This is a genomic window from Streptomyces sp. NPDC054847, assembly GCF_053610925.1.
This window is the reverse complement of record NZ_JBSGZJ010000143.1, coordinates 1-15,180: the sequence shown is the minus strand read 5'-3', so window position 1 is coordinate 15,180 and position 15,180 is coordinate 1. Positions and strand designations below refer to the sequence as shown.

The window sequence follows — 15,180 nt, the reverse complement described above, 5'->3', positions numbered from 1 at the left end:
CGTACTACCTGGAAGGTGGGCCTGGATCAGGCGGCCTTGGGGGCGTTGACGTCGCTCGGCAGGGCCTTCTGCGCAACCTCGACGAGCGCTGCGAACGCGCCCGCGTCGTTCACGGCGAGCTCGGCCAGGATCTTGCGGTCCACCTCGATGTTGGCGGCCTTCAGACCCTGGATGAGGCGGTTGTACGTCATGCCGTTCTGGCGTGCAGCGGCGTTGATGCGCTGGATCCACAGCTGACGGAAGTCGCCCTTGCGCTTCTTGCGGTCGTTGTAGTTGTAGACCAGGGAGTGGGTGACCTGCTCCTTGGCCTTGCGGTACAGGCGCGAACGCTGACCGCGGTAACCGCTGGCCTGCTCGAGGATCGCCCGGCGCTTCTTGTGGGCGTTGACTGCCCGCTTGACGCGTGCCACTTGTTAACTCCTTGTAGCGGGGCCGTGGTTGTGCTCACACGGCCCGGAAACGAATTGGTCCCGGTCTCGGCGCGTGTCCCCGGCGAAGGGACACGAACGTCACTTGCCGAGAAGCTTCTTGATGGTCTTCGAGTCGCCCGGGGCCATCTCGGCGTTGCCGGTCAGGCGGCGCGTCAGCTTGGACGGCTTGTGCTCGAGCAGGTGGCGCTTGCCGGCGCGCTCACGGAGCACCTTGCCGGAGCCGGTGATCTTGAAGCGCTTCTTGGCACCGCTGTGCGTCTTGTTCTTCGGCATCGCGCCGTTATCTCCTCGTCAGTGGCGCTCCCCCGGTGCGGGCACCGGACTACGGGAGCGTCAGATCTTGGTTGTGGTTTCCGGGCCGGACCCGGGGCTGCCACGGGGGCAGCCCCTCGGTCACGCCTCGGAAGGTGTGTCGGTCGGGGCGTCGACGCCCTCGCCCTCCGGCGAGCCCTGGCGCTCCGCCTTGCGTGCGGCCTGGGCCTCACGCGCCTCGGCCATCGCCTCGGTCTTCTTCTTGTGGGGGCCGAGAACCATGATCATGTTCCGGCCGTCCTGCTTCGGGTTCGACTCGATGAAGCCGAGATCCTCTACGTCCGCGGCGAGGCGCTGCAGCAGACGGAAGCCAAGTTCGGGGCGGGACTGCTCACGACCACGGAACATGATCGTGATCTTGACCTTGTCGCCCTGCTTGAGGAACCGGACGACGTGACCCTTTTTGGTGTCGTAGTCGTGCGGATCGATCTTCGGCCGGAGCTTCATTTCCTTGATGACCGTGTGCGCCTGGTTCTTGCGCGCCTCACGGGCCTTCATGGCCGACTCGTACTTGAACTTCCCGTAGTCCATGAGCTTGCAGACGGGCGGACGGGCATTCGCCGCCACCTCGACGAGGTCGAGGTCGTACTCCTGAGCAAGCTCAAGGGCCTTGGCAAGCGGAACAATCCCGACCTGCTCGCCGCTGGGACCGACAAGTCGCACCTCGGGAACGCGAATCCGGTCGTTGATGCGGGGCTCGGCGCTGATGGATCCTCCTAAGTAGCACCACACGGATGTCTGGCAGACAGCCGCGTAACGTCTGTTTCGTCAGACCAACCGCCCCGGAACGTCAAAAATGCCCCGGACGGGACACAGGCGGCAGCTCCTTGAATACCGGAGCACCGCCGCGGTGTACCGCGGGGCGCACATCGGGCGACTCCATCGTCCGTACGGAACGATGGTGGCCGCCTGACCGGTGACCCGCCGTCCCGAGGGACAGCCAGGTGGGAGATCGGAGCCTCCACTTGTGGGCCGGACACGGACGTGTCCAGCCGGTCATCACACAAGGTTAGCAGCTCCCGGGGGGCGGGGCTAACCGGTGGCCGGGGCCGGGTCGCGAGGGACGGGGCATATCGTGTGCGTCATGAGTGACGCGACCTCCCCGAACGAAACACCCGAATCACCCGACTTCGACGCCATGGCGCGCGACATCGCCGAGGTCCCGGCCGTCGAGGTGATCGTCACGGTCGCGGTGAACCTGATGAGCGCGGCGGCCGTCAAGCTCGGCCTGACCGACGACGCCGAGGACCACAAGGATCTGGACGAGGCACGCAAGCTGGTGCACGCCCTCGCCGGACTGCTCGACGCGAGCACCACGGAGATCAGCTCGTTCCACGCGGCGCCGCTTCGGGACGGTCTGAAGTCCCTGCAGCTCGCCTTCCGTGAGGCGTCGCTGGTGCCGGACGAGCCGGGCCAGGGCCCCGGCGAGAAGTACACCGGCCCCGTCTACGGCTGACCGGCCGGCCTATTCCTTTACGTAGAAGGGCTCGCCCGGAGGGGTGGCCCCGGCAGGCAGCAGTGCCAGGTCGAGGCCCCGCACCAGGCGGGCCCTCAGTACGTCGTCCGCCGCGAGCGCCCGCGCGACGCGGCCGCCCGCCTCCGCCGGCTCGGCGTCCGCGGCCAGCACCAGGGCGAGCGTGCCGTCCGAGTCCCGGCCGGGACCGAGGTGGGCCCGCAGCACCGCCGGTTCGGCGGCGATCACCGTGCGCACCGCCCCGGTGACCGCCGGGTCGGCGAGCGGGTCGGTGCTGGTGCGGCCCTCCGCGAGGGCGAGCAGGGCGGGACCGGTGAGCTGGTACGGGACCGGCCCGGCCAGGTCGAGCACGACGGTGTCCGCCTTCTCGTGGGCCGCCGCCCGGAGCGCCTGGTGCAGCGGCACGGCGACGGGACGGGCCTTCGGGTCCCACCGTGCGAGCGAGGCGATCGACGTGAACGCGGGCAGCGCCCGGCGGGAGCCGGCCGTGAGCGTCGGCACGGCCATGTCGCTGGTCTTCTCACGGCGCAGACCGGTCTGCGGGTCCTCCTCGACCTCACCGAGCACGGCGACGATCGGGACCAGGAGCCGGGCGCCCCGGAGCGCCTCCAGCACCGGCTGCTCGGCACCGCGGTCCACGGACCAGGCGGCGAGCGCCGCCTCCAGGGCCGGGTCGGCGGTGCCGTCGTCGTCGGAGAAACCGGGGTCGGGAATGTTCTTCAGCGCCACGCACCGAGCCTAACGCCCTGCCCGCGGCCGCCTGTCGGCGGCTGCCGGGGCGGGTGCGGCGGTGGCCACCGGGCCGCGGAGAGCGGTACGGCCGCTCAGCGGTGGCGTGTGCGGGTGCCGCGTCACGGGGCGTTTGCGGGCACGGGGCCAGGGCCGGTGGTGAAGCCGGCCACCGCGTCACGGGGACGTGTATGGCCACCCGTCACGAGCGGCGGTGCGCCGGCGCCGGCGCCGGCTGAGTGGGGGTACGGCCGCGCCGCGTCATGCGCCACCGAGGTCACGAGTGTCGGCGGCCGTCGGTCAGGGGCGTGTGCGACCGCCGCGCCAGAGGACCACGGCCATGGCCAGGAGCAGCGCGCCGGCGCCGCCGGCGGCCAGGGCGAGCCAGCCGCCAGGGCCGCCGGCCGCGCCCTCGGGCTCGGGGCCCGGGCCGAAGAACTCCTCGCGGTAGCCCGCCGTGGCCGCCTTCGGGTCGCCGGGGCGCAGCCGGGCTCCCTCGCTGATCGCCGCGGCGGGGTCGACCATGCCGTAGCCCTTGGAGTCGTCACGGCCGCCCTTGGGGGCGTCGCGCGCGGTGTCGATGAGGAGCTTCTTGATCTGTGCGGGTGTGAGGTCCGGGTGCGCCGAGCGCACAAGGGCGACCGCACCGGACACGAAGGCCGCAGCCGCGCTGGTCCCCCAGCCCTCGTAGTAGCGGCGGTCGGGGTCGGCGATGACGATGTTCACGCCCGGCGCGCTGACGGTGGCGTACCAGCGGCGGGTGGAGAACGACGCGTGGGTGCCCCATCGGTCGACGGCGGTCACCGCGATCACGCCCGGGTAGGCGGCGGGGTAGGAGATGCGGTCGCCCTTCTCGCCGCCGTTGCCGGCGGAGGCCACGACGACCGAGCCCTTGGAGAGCGCGTACTGGACGGCCGCGTCCTCGCCCGCCTCGGGGTGCGCGGACTCGCTGTCGTCGCCGAGCGAGAGGTTGATGACGTCGGCTCCCTGGTCGGCGGCCCAGCGGATGCCCTGGGCCAGGGCCGTGCCGCGGGTCTTGCGCGCCCTGTCGCGGGCCTTGTCCTTGCCCTCGAGGATCACGCGGACCGGCAGGATCTTCGCCTCAGGGGCGATGCCGAGGACGCCCGACTCCTGTCCCGGGCCGTGGCCGTGGGCGGCGACGATGCCTGCCATCGCGGTGCCGTGCCGGGCCCAGGTGCTGTCGCCGCGTTCGGCGCCGAAGCCGATGAAGTCCTTGCCCGGCAGGACGGAGCCGGCCAGGTCGGGATGCTGGTCGTCCACACCGGTGTCGAGCACGGCGACGGTGATGCCCTCGCCCTTGGTGGTCCGCCATGCCTCCTCGGTGTTCATGGCGTCGAGGCTCCACTGCTGGGCCCGGATGCCGTCCGCGTGCGCGGGCGTCGCCGGCAGTACGACGAAGGAGGCGGCGGCGAGGGCGGCGACGATGCGTAGGCGGTGGCGTCTCATCGCGGCTCCTCCGTGCGCTTGCCCACGGCGCCGCGCAGGCCCTTCTCGATGCGTTCCGCGATCCCGGTGGCCTCGTGGCCGAGCCCCGCCTGGGCGGGCGCGTTCGTGGCGCCCTCGGCCTGGGCCTCGTCGGCCGGCTGGGGGTCGGCCACGGCACGGCCGTCGGCGAAGCCGGAGACGGCGTAGACGACGACCGGGGCCTCGGTCACGACCTCCACCGTCCAGCTGGCGCGCTGCTCGTCGCCGAATCCGGCGGAGACGGTGCCCTTGGCCGGGAATGTGCGGGGCATCAGGTCGGTGCGCTCGCCGAGCGACTCGGTCGTGAACCGGTTGTGCAGGGCGAGCATCCCCTTCTCGTCCGCCTCGGTGAAGATCAGGCCGACGGTGGTGACGCTGCTGGCCGTCGCGTCGGTGTACGTGGCGCGCAGGACGCGGGCGCAGCCGACGGGCTCCAGCGCCTTCGTGAGCAGCGGGTCGAGCGCGGTGGCGCAGTCGCTGTCGGGTGCGACGGCGATCCGGGTCCAGACGCGGTCCGCGCCGCCGGGCCCGGCTCCGTCGCCGTCGAGCTTCCGCGGAAAGAGGGTGTCCACGGGGACGCTGTGCCAGGCGGTACGCACCTCGGCGTAGACGTTCTCCTCGGCCGTGTCGGCGCTCGAGTCGCCGGTCAGCCAGGTGCCGGTGACGGCTCCGCCGATCAGCCCGAGACCGAGCACGACGGCGGCGACGGCCCCGACGGTCCGTGCGGGATGCCGGGTGCGTACGGGACGCAGCCGGGTCGTCATCTCGGCCGGCGTCTCCGGCGGGATCCACAGCTGGGCGGGAGGGCGCGGCGCGTCGGGCCGAGGGGTCATGTCGACGCTGCCGACCGGCCGCGGCGGGCGCGCGGGGCGGGCCGGGGCCGGCGGGCGGGGCCCGTCGGTGACGGGCCGGAGCCGCGTGGTGGTCTCGACCTCGGGGATCGACCCGTCGGCGGGTCCGTCCGGGCGGCCGGGCCGGGGCGGCGGCACCGCTCCCGGCGGGGCCGTGTGTGGCGCGGAAGGCCGGTCCGGGCCGGTGGCAGGCCGGGACGGCGGCACGGCGGCGGGACGTTCCACGCCCGTGGCGGGGCGGGACGGCGGCACGGCGGGGGGACGCGGCGGGGAAACCGGCCGGGCAGGGGCCGCAGGTCCCGGCGCGGCGGCGCGCGGCGGCGCGGCCTGGGTGGAACCGGCGGGCGGCGGAGGGGAGACGGGGCGATCGGGGACCGCGCCCGTGCCCGGGCGCGCCGACGGCACGCCGGCCCCGGCCCGGGCCGGGGGTGCCGCGGCACCCGACCGGGCGGCAGGAGTGCGGGGAGCCGTCGTGTCGGGCGTACCGGGACGCGCCGTGGCAGAGCCAGGAGCGGACGTACCCGGAGCCGCCGTGGCAGAGCCAGGAGCGGGCGGAGTTGCGGGAGAGCCCGGCGCGGGCGGCGTCGGCGGCGCGGCCGGAGGCGTCGAGGGCGGGCCGGAGCGGGACGGGCCGGAGGCATCGTCGTCCGGGGGCAGCAAGGCGTCCGAGATGCGGGAGCGGGGCGGGGGCTGCGGGCCGGAAGGGCGCTGCGCCTCCGTGCTCATTCCACCCCCCGTTGCTCAATCACGTACCGCCGGCTGATCACCCGTCCGGGCAGGCGCTGCGTCACCTCGTGCCGTCACTCTAACGGGCACGATCGACGGCGTCGGCCACCTGCTTGCGGTCCGTGGGGATCTGCCCAAAACATCCCCTACCCCGGGGTATTCCTGTCTGGCAAGCTCGGGCCATGACTCCCCGTTCCGCAGACCGGGCCCGTTACGACAAGGCCACCGCCCACCTCGACGCACCCGTCGCGATCGTCGATCTCGAGGCCTTCGACGCCAACGCCGGCGATCTGGTGCGCAGGGCCGGAGGAAAGCCCGTGCGCGTCGCCAGCAAGTCGGTGCGCTGCCGGGCGTTGCTCGAACGGGTGCTGGCCATGGACGGGTTCGCCGGGATCATGTCGTTCACGCTGGACGAATCGATCTGGCTGGCGCGGGCCGGTTTCGACGACGTGCTGCTCGCCTATCCCTCCGCGGACCGGGCCGGTTTCGCCGAGCTCGCCGCTGATCCCAAGCTCGCCGCCGCCGTGACGGTGATGGTCGACGATCCCGAGCAGCTGGAGCTCATCGACGCCTCGCGCGCCGGTGGCACGGAGGAGATCCGGCTCTGCCTCGAACTGGACACGGCGCTCCACCTGTTGGGGGGCCGGGTCAGGGTCGGCGCGCGGCGTTCGCCGCTGCGTGAGCCTGCCCGGCTCGCTGAGATGGCGAGGTCGATCGCTCGCCGCCCGGGTTTCCGTCTGGTGGGGCTGATGGCGTACGAGGGCCATGTCGCCGGTGTGGGCGACGCGGTCGCCGGTTCGCCGGTGCGTTCGCGTGCCGTGCGGCTGATGCAGCGGGCGGCCCGTAGGGAGTTGGCGGCCCGCCGGGCGGCCGTGGTGCGGGCGGTGCGGGCGGTGGAGCCCGGTCTGGAGTTCGTCAACGGCGGCGGCACCGGCAGCGTGCAGCACACGGCGGCCGAGGACGCGGTCACGGAGATCGCGGCCGGTTCCGGCCTGTACGCGCCGCGCCTGTTCGACAACTACACGTCGTTCACGGCCCGGCCCGCCGCGCTGTTCGCGCAGCCGGTGGTGCGCCGGCCCGGTGTGGGAGCGGTCACGGTGCTCGGCGGCGGCTATCCCGCCTCCGGTGCCGCGGGCCGGGACCGGCTGCCCGTGCCGTGGCTGCCCGAGGGGCTGCGCTACGACCCCCAGGAGGGGGCGGGCGAGGTGCAGACGCCGCTGCTGGGTCCGCCCGCCGACGATCTGCTGATCGGCGACAAGGTGTGGTTCCGGCATGCCAAGGCCGGTGAGCTGTGCGAGCGTTTCGACAGTCTGCACCTCGTCGAGGGCGACCGTGTGACGGGCACCGCGCCGACGTACCGGGGCGAGGGCCGCACCTTCCTCTGAGGCCGGTGCGCGGCCCTGCCGCGGCGGTGGACCGTCAGCCGGGGCCGATGCTGCTGCCGACGCCGCCCCCCGTGGTCTCGCCGACGGGGCGGATGCTCGCGGCCACTTCGTCCATCACGTCGAGCCCGGGTGCGGACGGGGCCGCGTCGAAGGCGAAGCGGACGACCATCAGCGCCCCGGTGCCGGCGGGTGAGGGGAAGGCGATCGTCTGCACGTAGCCGCCGGGACCGGCGCCGGTGACGACCTGCCAGCGCACCAGATAGCCGGCCTTCCCCGCGACGGCGAAGTTCTGCGACTTGAGGACCTTGTGGGACTCGATGCCGCCGTGGGGACGGTTGCCGAGGGTGTCCTCGCCGTACACCTTTTCCGCGTACAGGGAGATGTCCTCCTTGGCCACGGCCTCCGCCGTGGCTGCGGCCGTGTTCGCGGCGAGGGAGGAGACCCGGCCGTGGCGGCAGAGGGAGGACCCTCCTCCGGGGCAGTCGTAGGTCTCGTCCGTGTAGATCGTGGCGCCCTCCTCGAGGGAGCTGGTGGCCCGCACCCAGCCGTCCGGGATGGCGACGGTGATGCCGTTGAGCTGGTCCTCGAGCACCGTGGCGTCCTCGGTCGCGGGGGGCGACGCGGTGGCGCTGTTCTTCGGGTCGGCCGTCACCGGGGCGGGCGTCGGGCTGCTGGTCGGTGCGGTCTTCGGGGTGGACCCGCCGTCGTCGCCGAGGAGTACGGCCCCGGTCGCGACCGCCGCGACGAGCACGACCCCGGCGGCGGCGAGCGCCATGAGCCGCTTGTTGCCGCTGCCGCTGCCGCCCGGGCCGGTGCCGGCGGGCCGCATCGGGACGGTGTGCGGCTGCGGGGGTCCGAACGTCCCGCCCGTTCCCTGCGGCGGATGTCCCGGCACGCCGCCCGTGGCCTGGGCCGCGCGGGAGTGCGCGGTCCAGGCCGTGCCGTCCCACCAGCGTTCGGTGTGCGGCGCGTTGGGGTCCGGGTACCAGCCGGGAGGGGTCGTCATGCTCATCCCGCCACCTTATGGGCGGCGGGGGGCCTGGCTACAGAGGGGTCACGTACGCCCCGGAGATCCCGCCGTCGACCAGGAAGTCCGTGGCGTTGACGAACGACGAGTCGTCGCTGGCGAGGAAGGCGACTGCGGCGGCGATCTCGTCGGCCTCCGCGAAACGGCCGGCCGGGATGTGCACCAGGCGCCGTGCGGCCCGCTCCGGGTCCTTGGCGAACAGCTCTTGGAGCAGCGGGGTGTTGACCGGCCCCGGGCACAGGGCGTTGACCCGGATCCCCTCGCGGGCGAACTGCACGCCCAGTTCCCGTGACATGGCGAGCACGCCGCCCTTGGAGGCGGTGTAGGAGATCTGGGAGGTGGCGGCTCCCATGATCGCCACGAAGGAGGCGGTGTTGATGATCGAGCCCCTGCCCTGGCGCTGCATGTAGGGGATGGCCGCCTTGCAGCACAGGTAGACGGAGGTGAGGTTGACCTCCTGGACACGCCGCCACGCGTCGATGCCGGTGGTGAGGATCGAGTCGTCGTCGGGGGGCGAGATGCCGGCGTTGTTGAAGGCGATGTCGACGCTGCCGTAGGTGTCGTACGCGGCCTTGAACAGTGCCTCGACCTGTTCGGCGTCGGTGACGTCGACGCGTACGAAGGTGCCGCCGACCTCGTCGGCCGCGGTCTTGCCCGCGGTTTCGTCGATGTCGCCGCAGACGACCTTCGCGCCCTCGGAGGCGAGCCGGCGCGCGGCCGCGAGGCCGATGCCGCTGCCGGCGCCGGTGATCACTGCGGTGCGGCCTTCGAGGCGGCGGCAGAGCGGGTTCTCGGTCATGGTGTCTCAGGCCTCCGTGCTGATGAAGACGTTCTTGGTCTCGGTGAAAGCGGTGAGCGCGTCGGGGCCGAGTTCACGGCCGAGCCCGGACTGCTTGTAGCCGCCGAACGGGGTCCAGTAGCGGACGCTGGAGTGGGAGTTGACGGAGAGGTTGCCGGCGCGGACGGCGCGGGAGACGCGCAGGGCACGTGCCACGTCGCGGGTCCAGAGGGAGCCGGAGAGGCCGTATTCGGTGGCGTTGGCGAGCCGTACGGCGTCCTCCTCGTCCTCGAAGGGGATCACGGCGGCGACCGGTCCGAAGATCTCTTCGCAGGCGGCGGGCGCGTCCGGGGCGATGTCGGTGAGGACCGTCGGCGGGAACCAGAAGCCCGGTCCGTCGGGGGCGGTGCCCCGGATCGCCTTGGCGCCGTCGGGGACGTAGCCGCGTACCCGATCCAGCTGGGTGCGCGAGATCAGCGGGCCCATCTGCGTCTTCTCGTCGGACGGATCGCCGACGACGACCGATTCGATCGCGGGGGCGAGCAGTTCCAGGAAGCGGTCGTACACCGATGCCTGCACGAGGATCCGGGTGCGGGCGCAGCAGTCCTGTCCGCTGTTGTCGAGGAAGGACATGGGGGTGGCGGCCGCGGCGGCGTCCAGGTCGGCGTCGGCGAAGACGATGTTGGGGCTCTTGCCGCCGAGTTCGAGGGTCACCCGCTTCACGCGCTCCGCGCACTTGGCCATGATGCTCTTGCCGACCCTGGTGGAGCCGGTGAAGACGATCTTCGCGACGCCGGGGTGCTCGACGAGCGCGTCGCCGGTCACGTCACCGGCGCCGGGCAGCACCTGGAAGAGGTGCTCGGGCAGGCCGGCCAGCAGGGCGAGTTCGGCGAGGCGCAGGGCGGTCAGGGGGGTGGTCTCGGCCGGCTTGAGCAGGACGGCGTTGCCGGCGGCGAGTGCGGGGGCCGTGCCCCAGGCGGCGATCGGCATGGGGAAGTTCCATGGCGCGATCACGCCGACGACGCCGAGCGGTTCGAGGATGGTGAAGTTCATGCCGCCGGGGACGGGGATCTGCCGGCCGTTCAGGCGCTCCACTCCCCCGGCGGCGTAGTCGAGCAGGTCGCGGACGTTGCCCGCTTCCCACCGGGCGTTGCCGATGGTGTGGCCCGCCTGGAGGACCTCGAGCCGGGCCAGTTCCTCGAGGTGGTCGTCGACGACGGCGGCGAAGCGGCGCAGCAGCCGGGCCCGGTCGGCGGGCGCGGCGGCCGCCCACTGCTCCTGGGCCCTCGCGGCGCGGGCGACGGCGGCGTCGACCTCCGCGACGGTCGTCGCGGGGACGGTCCGCACGACGTGTCCGGTGGCCGGGTCGAGTACGTCGTGGTGCGTGTCAGCCAAGGGGTGCCTCACATGCGTTCGAAGGAGCGGCGGAGCTCCCAGTCGGTCACCGCGGAGTCGAAGGCCTCGAGTTCGACGCGCGCCATGTTCCGGTAGTGGGCGACGACGGCGTCACCGAAGGCGGCCTTGGCGACGGGGCTGTTCTCCCAGAGCTCGGCGGCGTCGCGCAGGGTGGTGGGGACGTGTTCGTAGTCGCCGGAGTAGGCGTTGCCCGTGCAGGCGTCGGGGAGTTCCAGCCGCTGCTCGATGCCGTGCAGGCCGGCGGCGACAAGGCCGGCGACGGCGAGATACGGGTTGACGTCCCCGCCGGGCAGCCTGTTCTCGAAGCGTGTCGAGGGGCCGTGGCCGACGACGCGGAGGGCGCAGGTGCGGTTGTCGTGGCCCCAGGCGACTGCGGTCGGGGCGAAGGAGCCGGGGCGGAAGCGCTTGTAGGAGTTGACGGTCGGCGCGTACAGCAGGGAGAAGTCGCGCAGTGCGGCGAGCTGGCCGGCGAGGAAGTGCCGCATGAGCGGCGACATGCCGTCGGGGCCGTCCCCGGCCATGACGCCCCGGCCGTCGGTGTCCCGCAGGGACAGATGGATGTGGCAGGAGTTGCCCTCGCGCTCGTTGTACTTCGCCATGAAGGTGAGGGAGACGCCTTCCTGGGCGGCGATCTCCTTCGCGCCGGTCTTGTAGACGGCGTGCTGGTCGCAGGTGACGAGGGCCTCGTCGTACTTGAAGACGATCTCGTGCTGGCCCGGGTTGCACTCGCCCTTGGCCGACTCGACGGTCAGCCCGGCGCCGGTCATCTCGTTGCGGATGCGGCGCAGCAGGGGCTCGATGCGGCCGGTGCCGAGGACCGAGTAGTCGATGTTGTACTGGTTGGCCGGGGTGAGGCCGTGGTAGCCGCTGTCCCAGGCCTGTTCATAGGTGTCCTTGAAGACGATGAACTCGAGCTCAGTGCCGACGTGGGCCGTGAGTCCGTGCTCGGCGAGGCGCTCGAGCTGGGCCCGGAGGATCTGGCGGGGGGCGGCGACGACGGGCCGGCCCTCGTCCCACGCCAGGTCGGCGATGACGAGTGCGGTGCCCTCGTGCCAGGGGATCCTGCGCAGCGTGGTGAGATCCGGGTGCATGGCGAAGTCGCCGTAGCCGCGTTCCCAGGACGACATCTCGTATCCGTCGACCGTGTTCATGTCGGTGTCGACGGCGAGGAGGTAGTTGCAGCCCTCGGTGCCGTGCTCGACGACCTCGTCGAGGAAGAAGGGGGCGGCGAACCGTTTGCCCTGCAGTCGTCCCTGCATGTCGGGGAAGGCCAGGACGACGGTGTCGATCTCGCCGCTCGCGACGAGTGCTCGCAGTTCGTCGAGGGCGAGCGGGGGTTTGCGGTCTGCCACGGGACAGTGCCTCCTTGGGTCAGCCGGGAGCCATAAGGTATTACTGAAGACCATTGCTTGGGAAGGGGAAACGCGAGGTGGCGAAGACAGGTGGGGCCGCGGGCACGCCGACGGACCGGCTGACACCGGTGCTGCGCCCCGTGCGGGCGGGCAACGGCTTCGAGGAGGCGCTCGAGCAGATCCTTCAGCTGCTGCGCCTCGGACTGGTGCCGGGCGGGGAGCGGCTGCCGGCCGAACGGGAACTGGCGGAGCGCATGGGCATCAGCCGGGTCACCCTGCGCGAGGTGCTCAAGGTGCTCACCGACCAGGGGCTGGTGGAGAGCCGCCGCGGCCGCTACGGCGGAACGTTCGTCCTGCACCGCCCCGACAGCCACGGCGAGGAGGAACTGCGCCGCCGGGTCGCGGGCGTGGACGTGGAGGACACCCTGCGTTTCCGCGAGGTGCTGGAGGTGGGGGCGGCCGGTCTGTGCGCGGCCCACGGCCTCACCGACGACGGCGCGCTGCGGCTGCGCACGGCCCTGACGGCGACGCACGACGCGCCGCTCACCGAGTACCGCAGGCAGGACACGCTGCTCCACCTGACCCTGGCCGAGCTGTCCGGTTCGGCCTCGCTCACCGCGCAGTACGCGGCGGTCCGGGCCACCCTGAACGACCTGCTGGACTGCATCCCGCTGCTCGTGAGGAACCTGGAGCACTCGCAGCACCAGCACACGGCACTGGTCGAGGCCGTGCTCGACGGCGACCCGGACGGGGCGCGCGAGGTGATGCGCGAGCACTGCGAGGGGACGGCGGCGCTGCTGCGGGGCTTCCTGGCGTGAGCGCCGGGCCGGGGGCGAAGGGGCGGGACGCCGGACGGTCGGCACGGTCAGGCGCACGACCACGCGCGAGGAGGCGGCGGGCGGATCCGTAACGCCGGGTTTACGCACAGGGCTTGCGCTGCCGCCGGAGTGCCGCAAAGGTGTCCGCACAAACCTTTGACCTGAGCCAGGAGCGACCATGGCTGAAGGCACCACATCGCGCCCCCCGTCCGCCGCCCCACCCGGATCCGACCCGGAGTCGGACGCCTACCTGAACCGGCGCACCCTGCGCAGAGGCAGCGCCGGATGGCTGCTGCTGACCGGACTCGGCGTCGCGTATGTCGTCTCCGGCGACTTCTCCGGCTGGAACATCGGACTCTCGAAGGGCGGTTTCGGCGGCCTCGCCGTCGCCACCCTCCTGATGGGCGCGATGTACGCCTGTCTCGTGTTCGCGCTCGCGGAACTCTCCGCGATCCTGCCCACCGCGGGCGGCGGCTACGGCTTCGCCCGGCGCGCGCTCGGGACCTGGGGCGGTTTCCTCACCGGCACCGCGATCCTCATCGAGTACATCCTCGCCCCCGCCGCGATCTCCATCTTCATCGGCGACTACGTCGAATCGCTGGGCCTGTTCGGACTGGAGTCAGGCTGGCCGGTCTACCTGGCCTGCTTCGCGATCTTCATCGGCATCCACCTCTGGGGCGTCGGCGAGGCCCTGCGCTTCAGCCTCGTCGTGACCGCCATCGCCGTCGCGGCGCTGCTGATCTTCGCGGTGGGAGCGTTCACCGAGTTCAGCGCGGGCGGACTCGACGACATCCCCGTCGACACGGAGGCGTTCGGCGCGAGCTCCTGGCTGCCGTTCGGCCTGCTCGGCATCTGGGCCGCCTTCCCGTTCGGCATGTGGTTCTTCCTCGGCGTGGAGGGCGTGCCGCTGGCGGCGGAGGAGGCGAAGGACCCCGTGCGGTCCATGCCCAGGGCGCTGGCGATCTCCATGGGCATCCTGGTGCTGCTCGCGCTGCTGACCTTCTTCGCGGCGAGCGGCGCCCGCGGCTCGGCCGCCATCCAGGAGGCCGGCAACCCGCTGGTGGTCGCCCTCCAGGGCGACGGCGACCCGACCGCGCTGAGCCGTTTCGTCAACTACGCGGGCCTCGCCGGACTCGTGGCCTCGTTCTTCTCGCTGATCTACGCGGGCTCCCGGCAGCTCTTCGCCCTCTCCCGGGCCGGCTACCTGCCCCGCTTCCTGTCACTGACCAGCCGCCGCAAGTCCCCCTACCTCGGCCTGCTGATCCCCGGCGCGATCGGCTTCGCCCTGGCGGCGGGGACCGGCAACGGGGCGCGGATGCTGAACATCGCCGTCTTCGGCGCGACGATCAGCTACGCGCTGATGGCGCTCTCGCACATCGTGCTGCGCCGCCGGGAACCGGAACTGCCGCGCCCGTACCGGACACCGGGCGGCGTCGTCACCTCCTCCGTCGCCTTCGTGCTCGCGCTGTCCGCGCTGGTCGCGACCTTCCTGGTGGACAAGGACGCCGCGTTCATGGCACTCGGTGTGTACGCCGTGGCGCTCGCCTACTTCGCCTTCTACAGCCGCCACCATCTGGTGGCACGGGCACCGGAGGAGGAGTTCGCGGCCCTGGCGGCCGCGGAGGCCGAACTGGAACGGAAGTGACAACCTGATGCATGTGTCCAAGCCCCTCATCGGCATCAGCACCTACTGGGAGACGTCCGCCCGGTGGGGCGTCTGGGAACTGCCGGCCGCGCTGCTGCCCACCGGCTACCCGCGTCTCGTGCAGTCGGCGGGCGGCATCGCCGCGATGCTCCCGCCGGACGACCCGGCGTTCGCCGAGGCCGCGGTGGCCCGCGTCGACGGACTGGTCATCGCCGGCGGCCCCGATGTCGACCCCCAGCGCTACGGCGCACCGCGCGAGCCCCGCACCGGCCCTCCGGCACCCGAACGCGACGCGTGGGAACTGGCGCTGATCCGCGCGGCGCTGGCATCCGGCACACCGCTGCTGGGCATCTGCCGCGGCATGCAGCTGCTGAACGTCGCGCTCGGCGGGACGCTGGTGCAGCACCTGGAGGGGCACGTGACGTCGGTCGGGGTCTTCGGTGAGCACCCCGTGAAGCCGGTGCCGGGAACGCTGTACGGCTCGATCGCCCCCGAGGCGACGCTCGTCCCGACCTACCACCACCAGTCGGTGGACCGCCTCGGCGAGGGCCTCGTGCCGAGTGCGTACGCGGAGGACGACGGCACGGTGGAGGCGATCGAACCGGCGGAGGGCGGCGGTTGGGTGCTGGGGGTGCAGTGGCATCCGGAGATGGGGTCGGACACCCGGGTGATGACGGCGCTGGTGACGGCGGCGCGGTGACGCCTGGCAACTCCAGCCTCGCCGGCGTTTGAGGCGCGGGGGTCCGGGGGC

At 72.5% G+C, this 15,180-nt stretch carries 15 protein-coding genes; 5 read left to right on the top strand and 10 right to left on the bottom strand.

The features are described from left to right. Nucleotides 1-26 precede the first annotated feature (26 nt). From rplT to infC, 3 genes are all read right to left on the bottom strand, one after another. On the bottom strand, nt 27-410 hold the full coding sequence (gene rplT, locus ACWGH4_RS16775) for a 50S ribosomal protein L20 (protein ID WP_005319596.1): 384 nt from the start codon (nt 408-410) through the stop codon (nt 27-29). Nucleotides 411-509: 99 nt separating this feature from the next. Beyond that, complete coding sequence (gene rpmI / locus ACWGH4_RS16770) at nt 510-704, bottom strand: 50S ribosomal protein L35 (RefSeq protein ID WP_005319593.1); 195 nt, start codon at nt 702-704, stop codon at nt 510-512. A gap of 120 nt (nt 705-824) precedes the next feature. Beyond that, nucleotides 825-1,475 carry a translation initiation factor IF-3 gene (gene infC / locus ACWGH4_RS16765; protein ID WP_005319591.1) on the bottom strand — a complete coding sequence of 217 codons (651 nt, stop codon included), beginning with the start codon at nt 1,473-1,475 and terminating at the stop codon, nt 825-827. 352 nt (nt 1,476-1,827) lie between these two features. Between infC and ACWGH4_RS16760 the strand changes: the two genes are divergently transcribed. Continuing rightward, nucleotides 1,828-2,199, top strand: a complete 372-nt coding sequence (locus ACWGH4_RS16760; protein WP_189475166.1) for a DUF1844 domain-containing protein — start codon at nt 1,828-1,830, stop codon at nt 2,197-2,199. 9 nt (nt 2,200-2,208) lie between these two features. Here the strand turns inward: ACWGH4_RS16760 and ACWGH4_RS16755 are convergent, their stop codons facing one another. The 3 genes from ACWGH4_RS16755 to ACWGH4_RS16745 form a co-directional block, all read right to left on the bottom strand. After that, nucleotides 2,209-2,946, bottom strand: coding sequence for an SseB family protein (locus tag ACWGH4_RS16755; protein ID WP_453461081.1), 738 nt, complete (start codon nt 2,944-2,946; stop codon nt 2,209-2,211). A gap of 300 nt (nt 2,947-3,246) precedes the next feature. Further along, complete coding sequence (mycP, locus tag ACWGH4_RS16750; protein ID WP_453461078.1) at nt 3,247-4,413, bottom strand: type VII secretion-associated serine protease mycosin; 1,167 nt, start codon at nt 4,411-4,413, stop codon at nt 3,247-3,249. Further along, entirely contained in the window at nt 4,410-5,264 is an 855-nt protein-coding gene (locus tag ACWGH4_RS16745) for a hypothetical protein (protein WP_453461075.1), read from the bottom strand. Before ACWGH4_RS16745 ends, mycP begins: the two co-directional genes overlap by 4 nt. Nucleotides 5,265-6,190: 926 nt before the next feature. Here ACWGH4_RS16745 and ACWGH4_RS16740 point away from each other — a divergent pair. Beyond that, nucleotides 6,191-7,393 (top strand): amino acid deaminase/aldolase, encoded by a 1,203-nt coding sequence (locus tag ACWGH4_RS16740; RefSeq protein ID WP_453461073.1) that lies wholly within the window; start codon nt 6,191-6,193, stop codon nt 7,391-7,393. A gap of 34 nt (nt 7,394-7,427) precedes the next feature. On the opposite strand, the gene ACWGH4_RS16735 is transcribed toward ACWGH4_RS16740, so the two are convergent. From ACWGH4_RS16735 to ACWGH4_RS16720, 4 genes are read right to left on the bottom strand one after another with little or no spacing between them, the layout of a single operon-like run. After that, entirely contained in the window at nt 7,428-8,405 is a 978-nt protein-coding gene (locus tag ACWGH4_RS16735; RefSeq protein WP_453461070.1) for a DUF2510 domain-containing protein, read from the bottom strand. A gap of 31 nt (nt 8,406-8,436) precedes the next feature. Further along, nucleotides 8,437-9,219: a 3-oxoacyl-ACP reductase gene (locus ACWGH4_RS16730; RefSeq protein ID WP_453461067.1), complete on the bottom strand. Its 783-nt coding sequence runs from the start codon at nt 9,217-9,219 to the stop codon at nt 8,437-8,439. A gap of 6 nt (nt 9,220-9,225) precedes the next feature. Next, nucleotides 9,226-10,593, bottom strand: coding sequence for an aldehyde dehydrogenase family protein (locus tag ACWGH4_RS16725; RefSeq protein WP_453461064.1), 1,368 nt, complete (start codon nt 10,591-10,593; stop codon nt 9,226-9,228). A gap of 8 nt (nt 10,594-10,601) precedes the next feature. Beyond that, nucleotides 10,602-11,966 carry a glutamine synthetase family protein gene (locus ACWGH4_RS16720; RefSeq protein ID WP_441265377.1) on the bottom strand — a complete coding sequence of 455 codons (1,365 nt, stop codon included), beginning with the start codon at nt 11,964-11,966 and terminating at the stop codon, nt 10,602-10,604. Nucleotides 11,967-12,043: 77 nt separating this feature from the next. On the opposite strand from ACWGH4_RS16720, the gene ACWGH4_RS16715 reads away from it, so the two are divergent. From ACWGH4_RS16715 to ACWGH4_RS16705, 3 genes are all read left to right on the top strand, one after another. Beyond that, nucleotides 12,044-12,784, top strand: a complete 741-nt coding sequence (locus ACWGH4_RS16715) for a FadR/GntR family transcriptional regulator (RefSeq protein ID WP_307705489.1) — start codon at nt 12,044-12,046, stop codon at nt 12,782-12,784. 178 nt (nt 12,785-12,962) lie between these two features. After that, on the top strand, nt 12,963-14,429 hold the full coding sequence (gene eat, locus ACWGH4_RS16710; protein ID WP_453461059.1) for an ethanolamine permease: 1,467 nt from the start codon (nt 12,963-12,965) through the stop codon (nt 14,427-14,429). A 7-nt stretch (nt 14,430-14,436) separates the two neighbouring features. Further along, the gene (locus ACWGH4_RS16705) at nt 14,437-15,129 is read left to right on the top strand and encodes a gamma-glutamyl-gamma-aminobutyrate hydrolase family protein (protein WP_453461056.1); all 693 of its coding nucleotides are present in this window, start codon (nt 14,437-14,439) and stop codon (nt 15,127-15,129) included. Nucleotides 15,130-15,180 lie beyond the last annotated feature (51 nt).

Excerpts from the sequence above, each read along its gene's own strand:
- ACWGH4_RS16760 (WP_189475166.1), top strand. The coding sequence starts at position 1,828 with ATGAGTGACGCGACCTCCCCGAACGAAACACCCGAATCACCCGACTTC.
- ACWGH4_RS16735 (WP_453461070.1), bottom strand. The coding sequence starts at position 8,405 with ATGAGCATGACGACCCCTCCCGGCTGGTACCCGGACCCCAACGCGCCG.
- ACWGH4_RS16730 (WP_453461067.1), bottom strand. The coding sequence starts at position 9,219 with ATGACCGAGAACCCGCTCTGCCGCCGCCTCGAAGGCCGCACCGCAGTG.
- mycP (WP_453461078.1), bottom strand. The coding sequence starts at position 4,413 with ATGAGACGCCACCGCCTACGCATCGTCGCCGCCCTCGCCGCCGCCTCC.
- ACWGH4_RS16745 (WP_453461075.1), bottom strand. The coding sequence starts at position 5,264 with ATGACCCCTCGGCCCGACGCGCCGCGCCCTCCCGCCCAGCTGTGGATC.
- ACWGH4_RS16740 (WP_453461073.1), top strand. The coding sequence starts at position 6,191 with ATGACTCCCCGTTCCGCAGACCGGGCCCGTTACGACAAGGCCACCGCC.
- ACWGH4_RS16705 (WP_453461056.1), top strand. The coding sequence starts at position 14,437 with ATGCATGTGTCCAAGCCCCTCATCGGCATCAGCACCTACTGGGAGACG.
- eat (WP_453461059.1), top strand. The coding sequence starts at position 12,963 with ATGGCTGAAGGCACCACATCGCGCCCCCCGTCCGCCGCCCCACCCGGA.
- rpmI (WP_005319593.1), bottom strand. The coding sequence starts at position 704 with ATGCCGAAGAACAAGACGCACAGCGGTGCCAAGAAGCGCTTCAAGATC.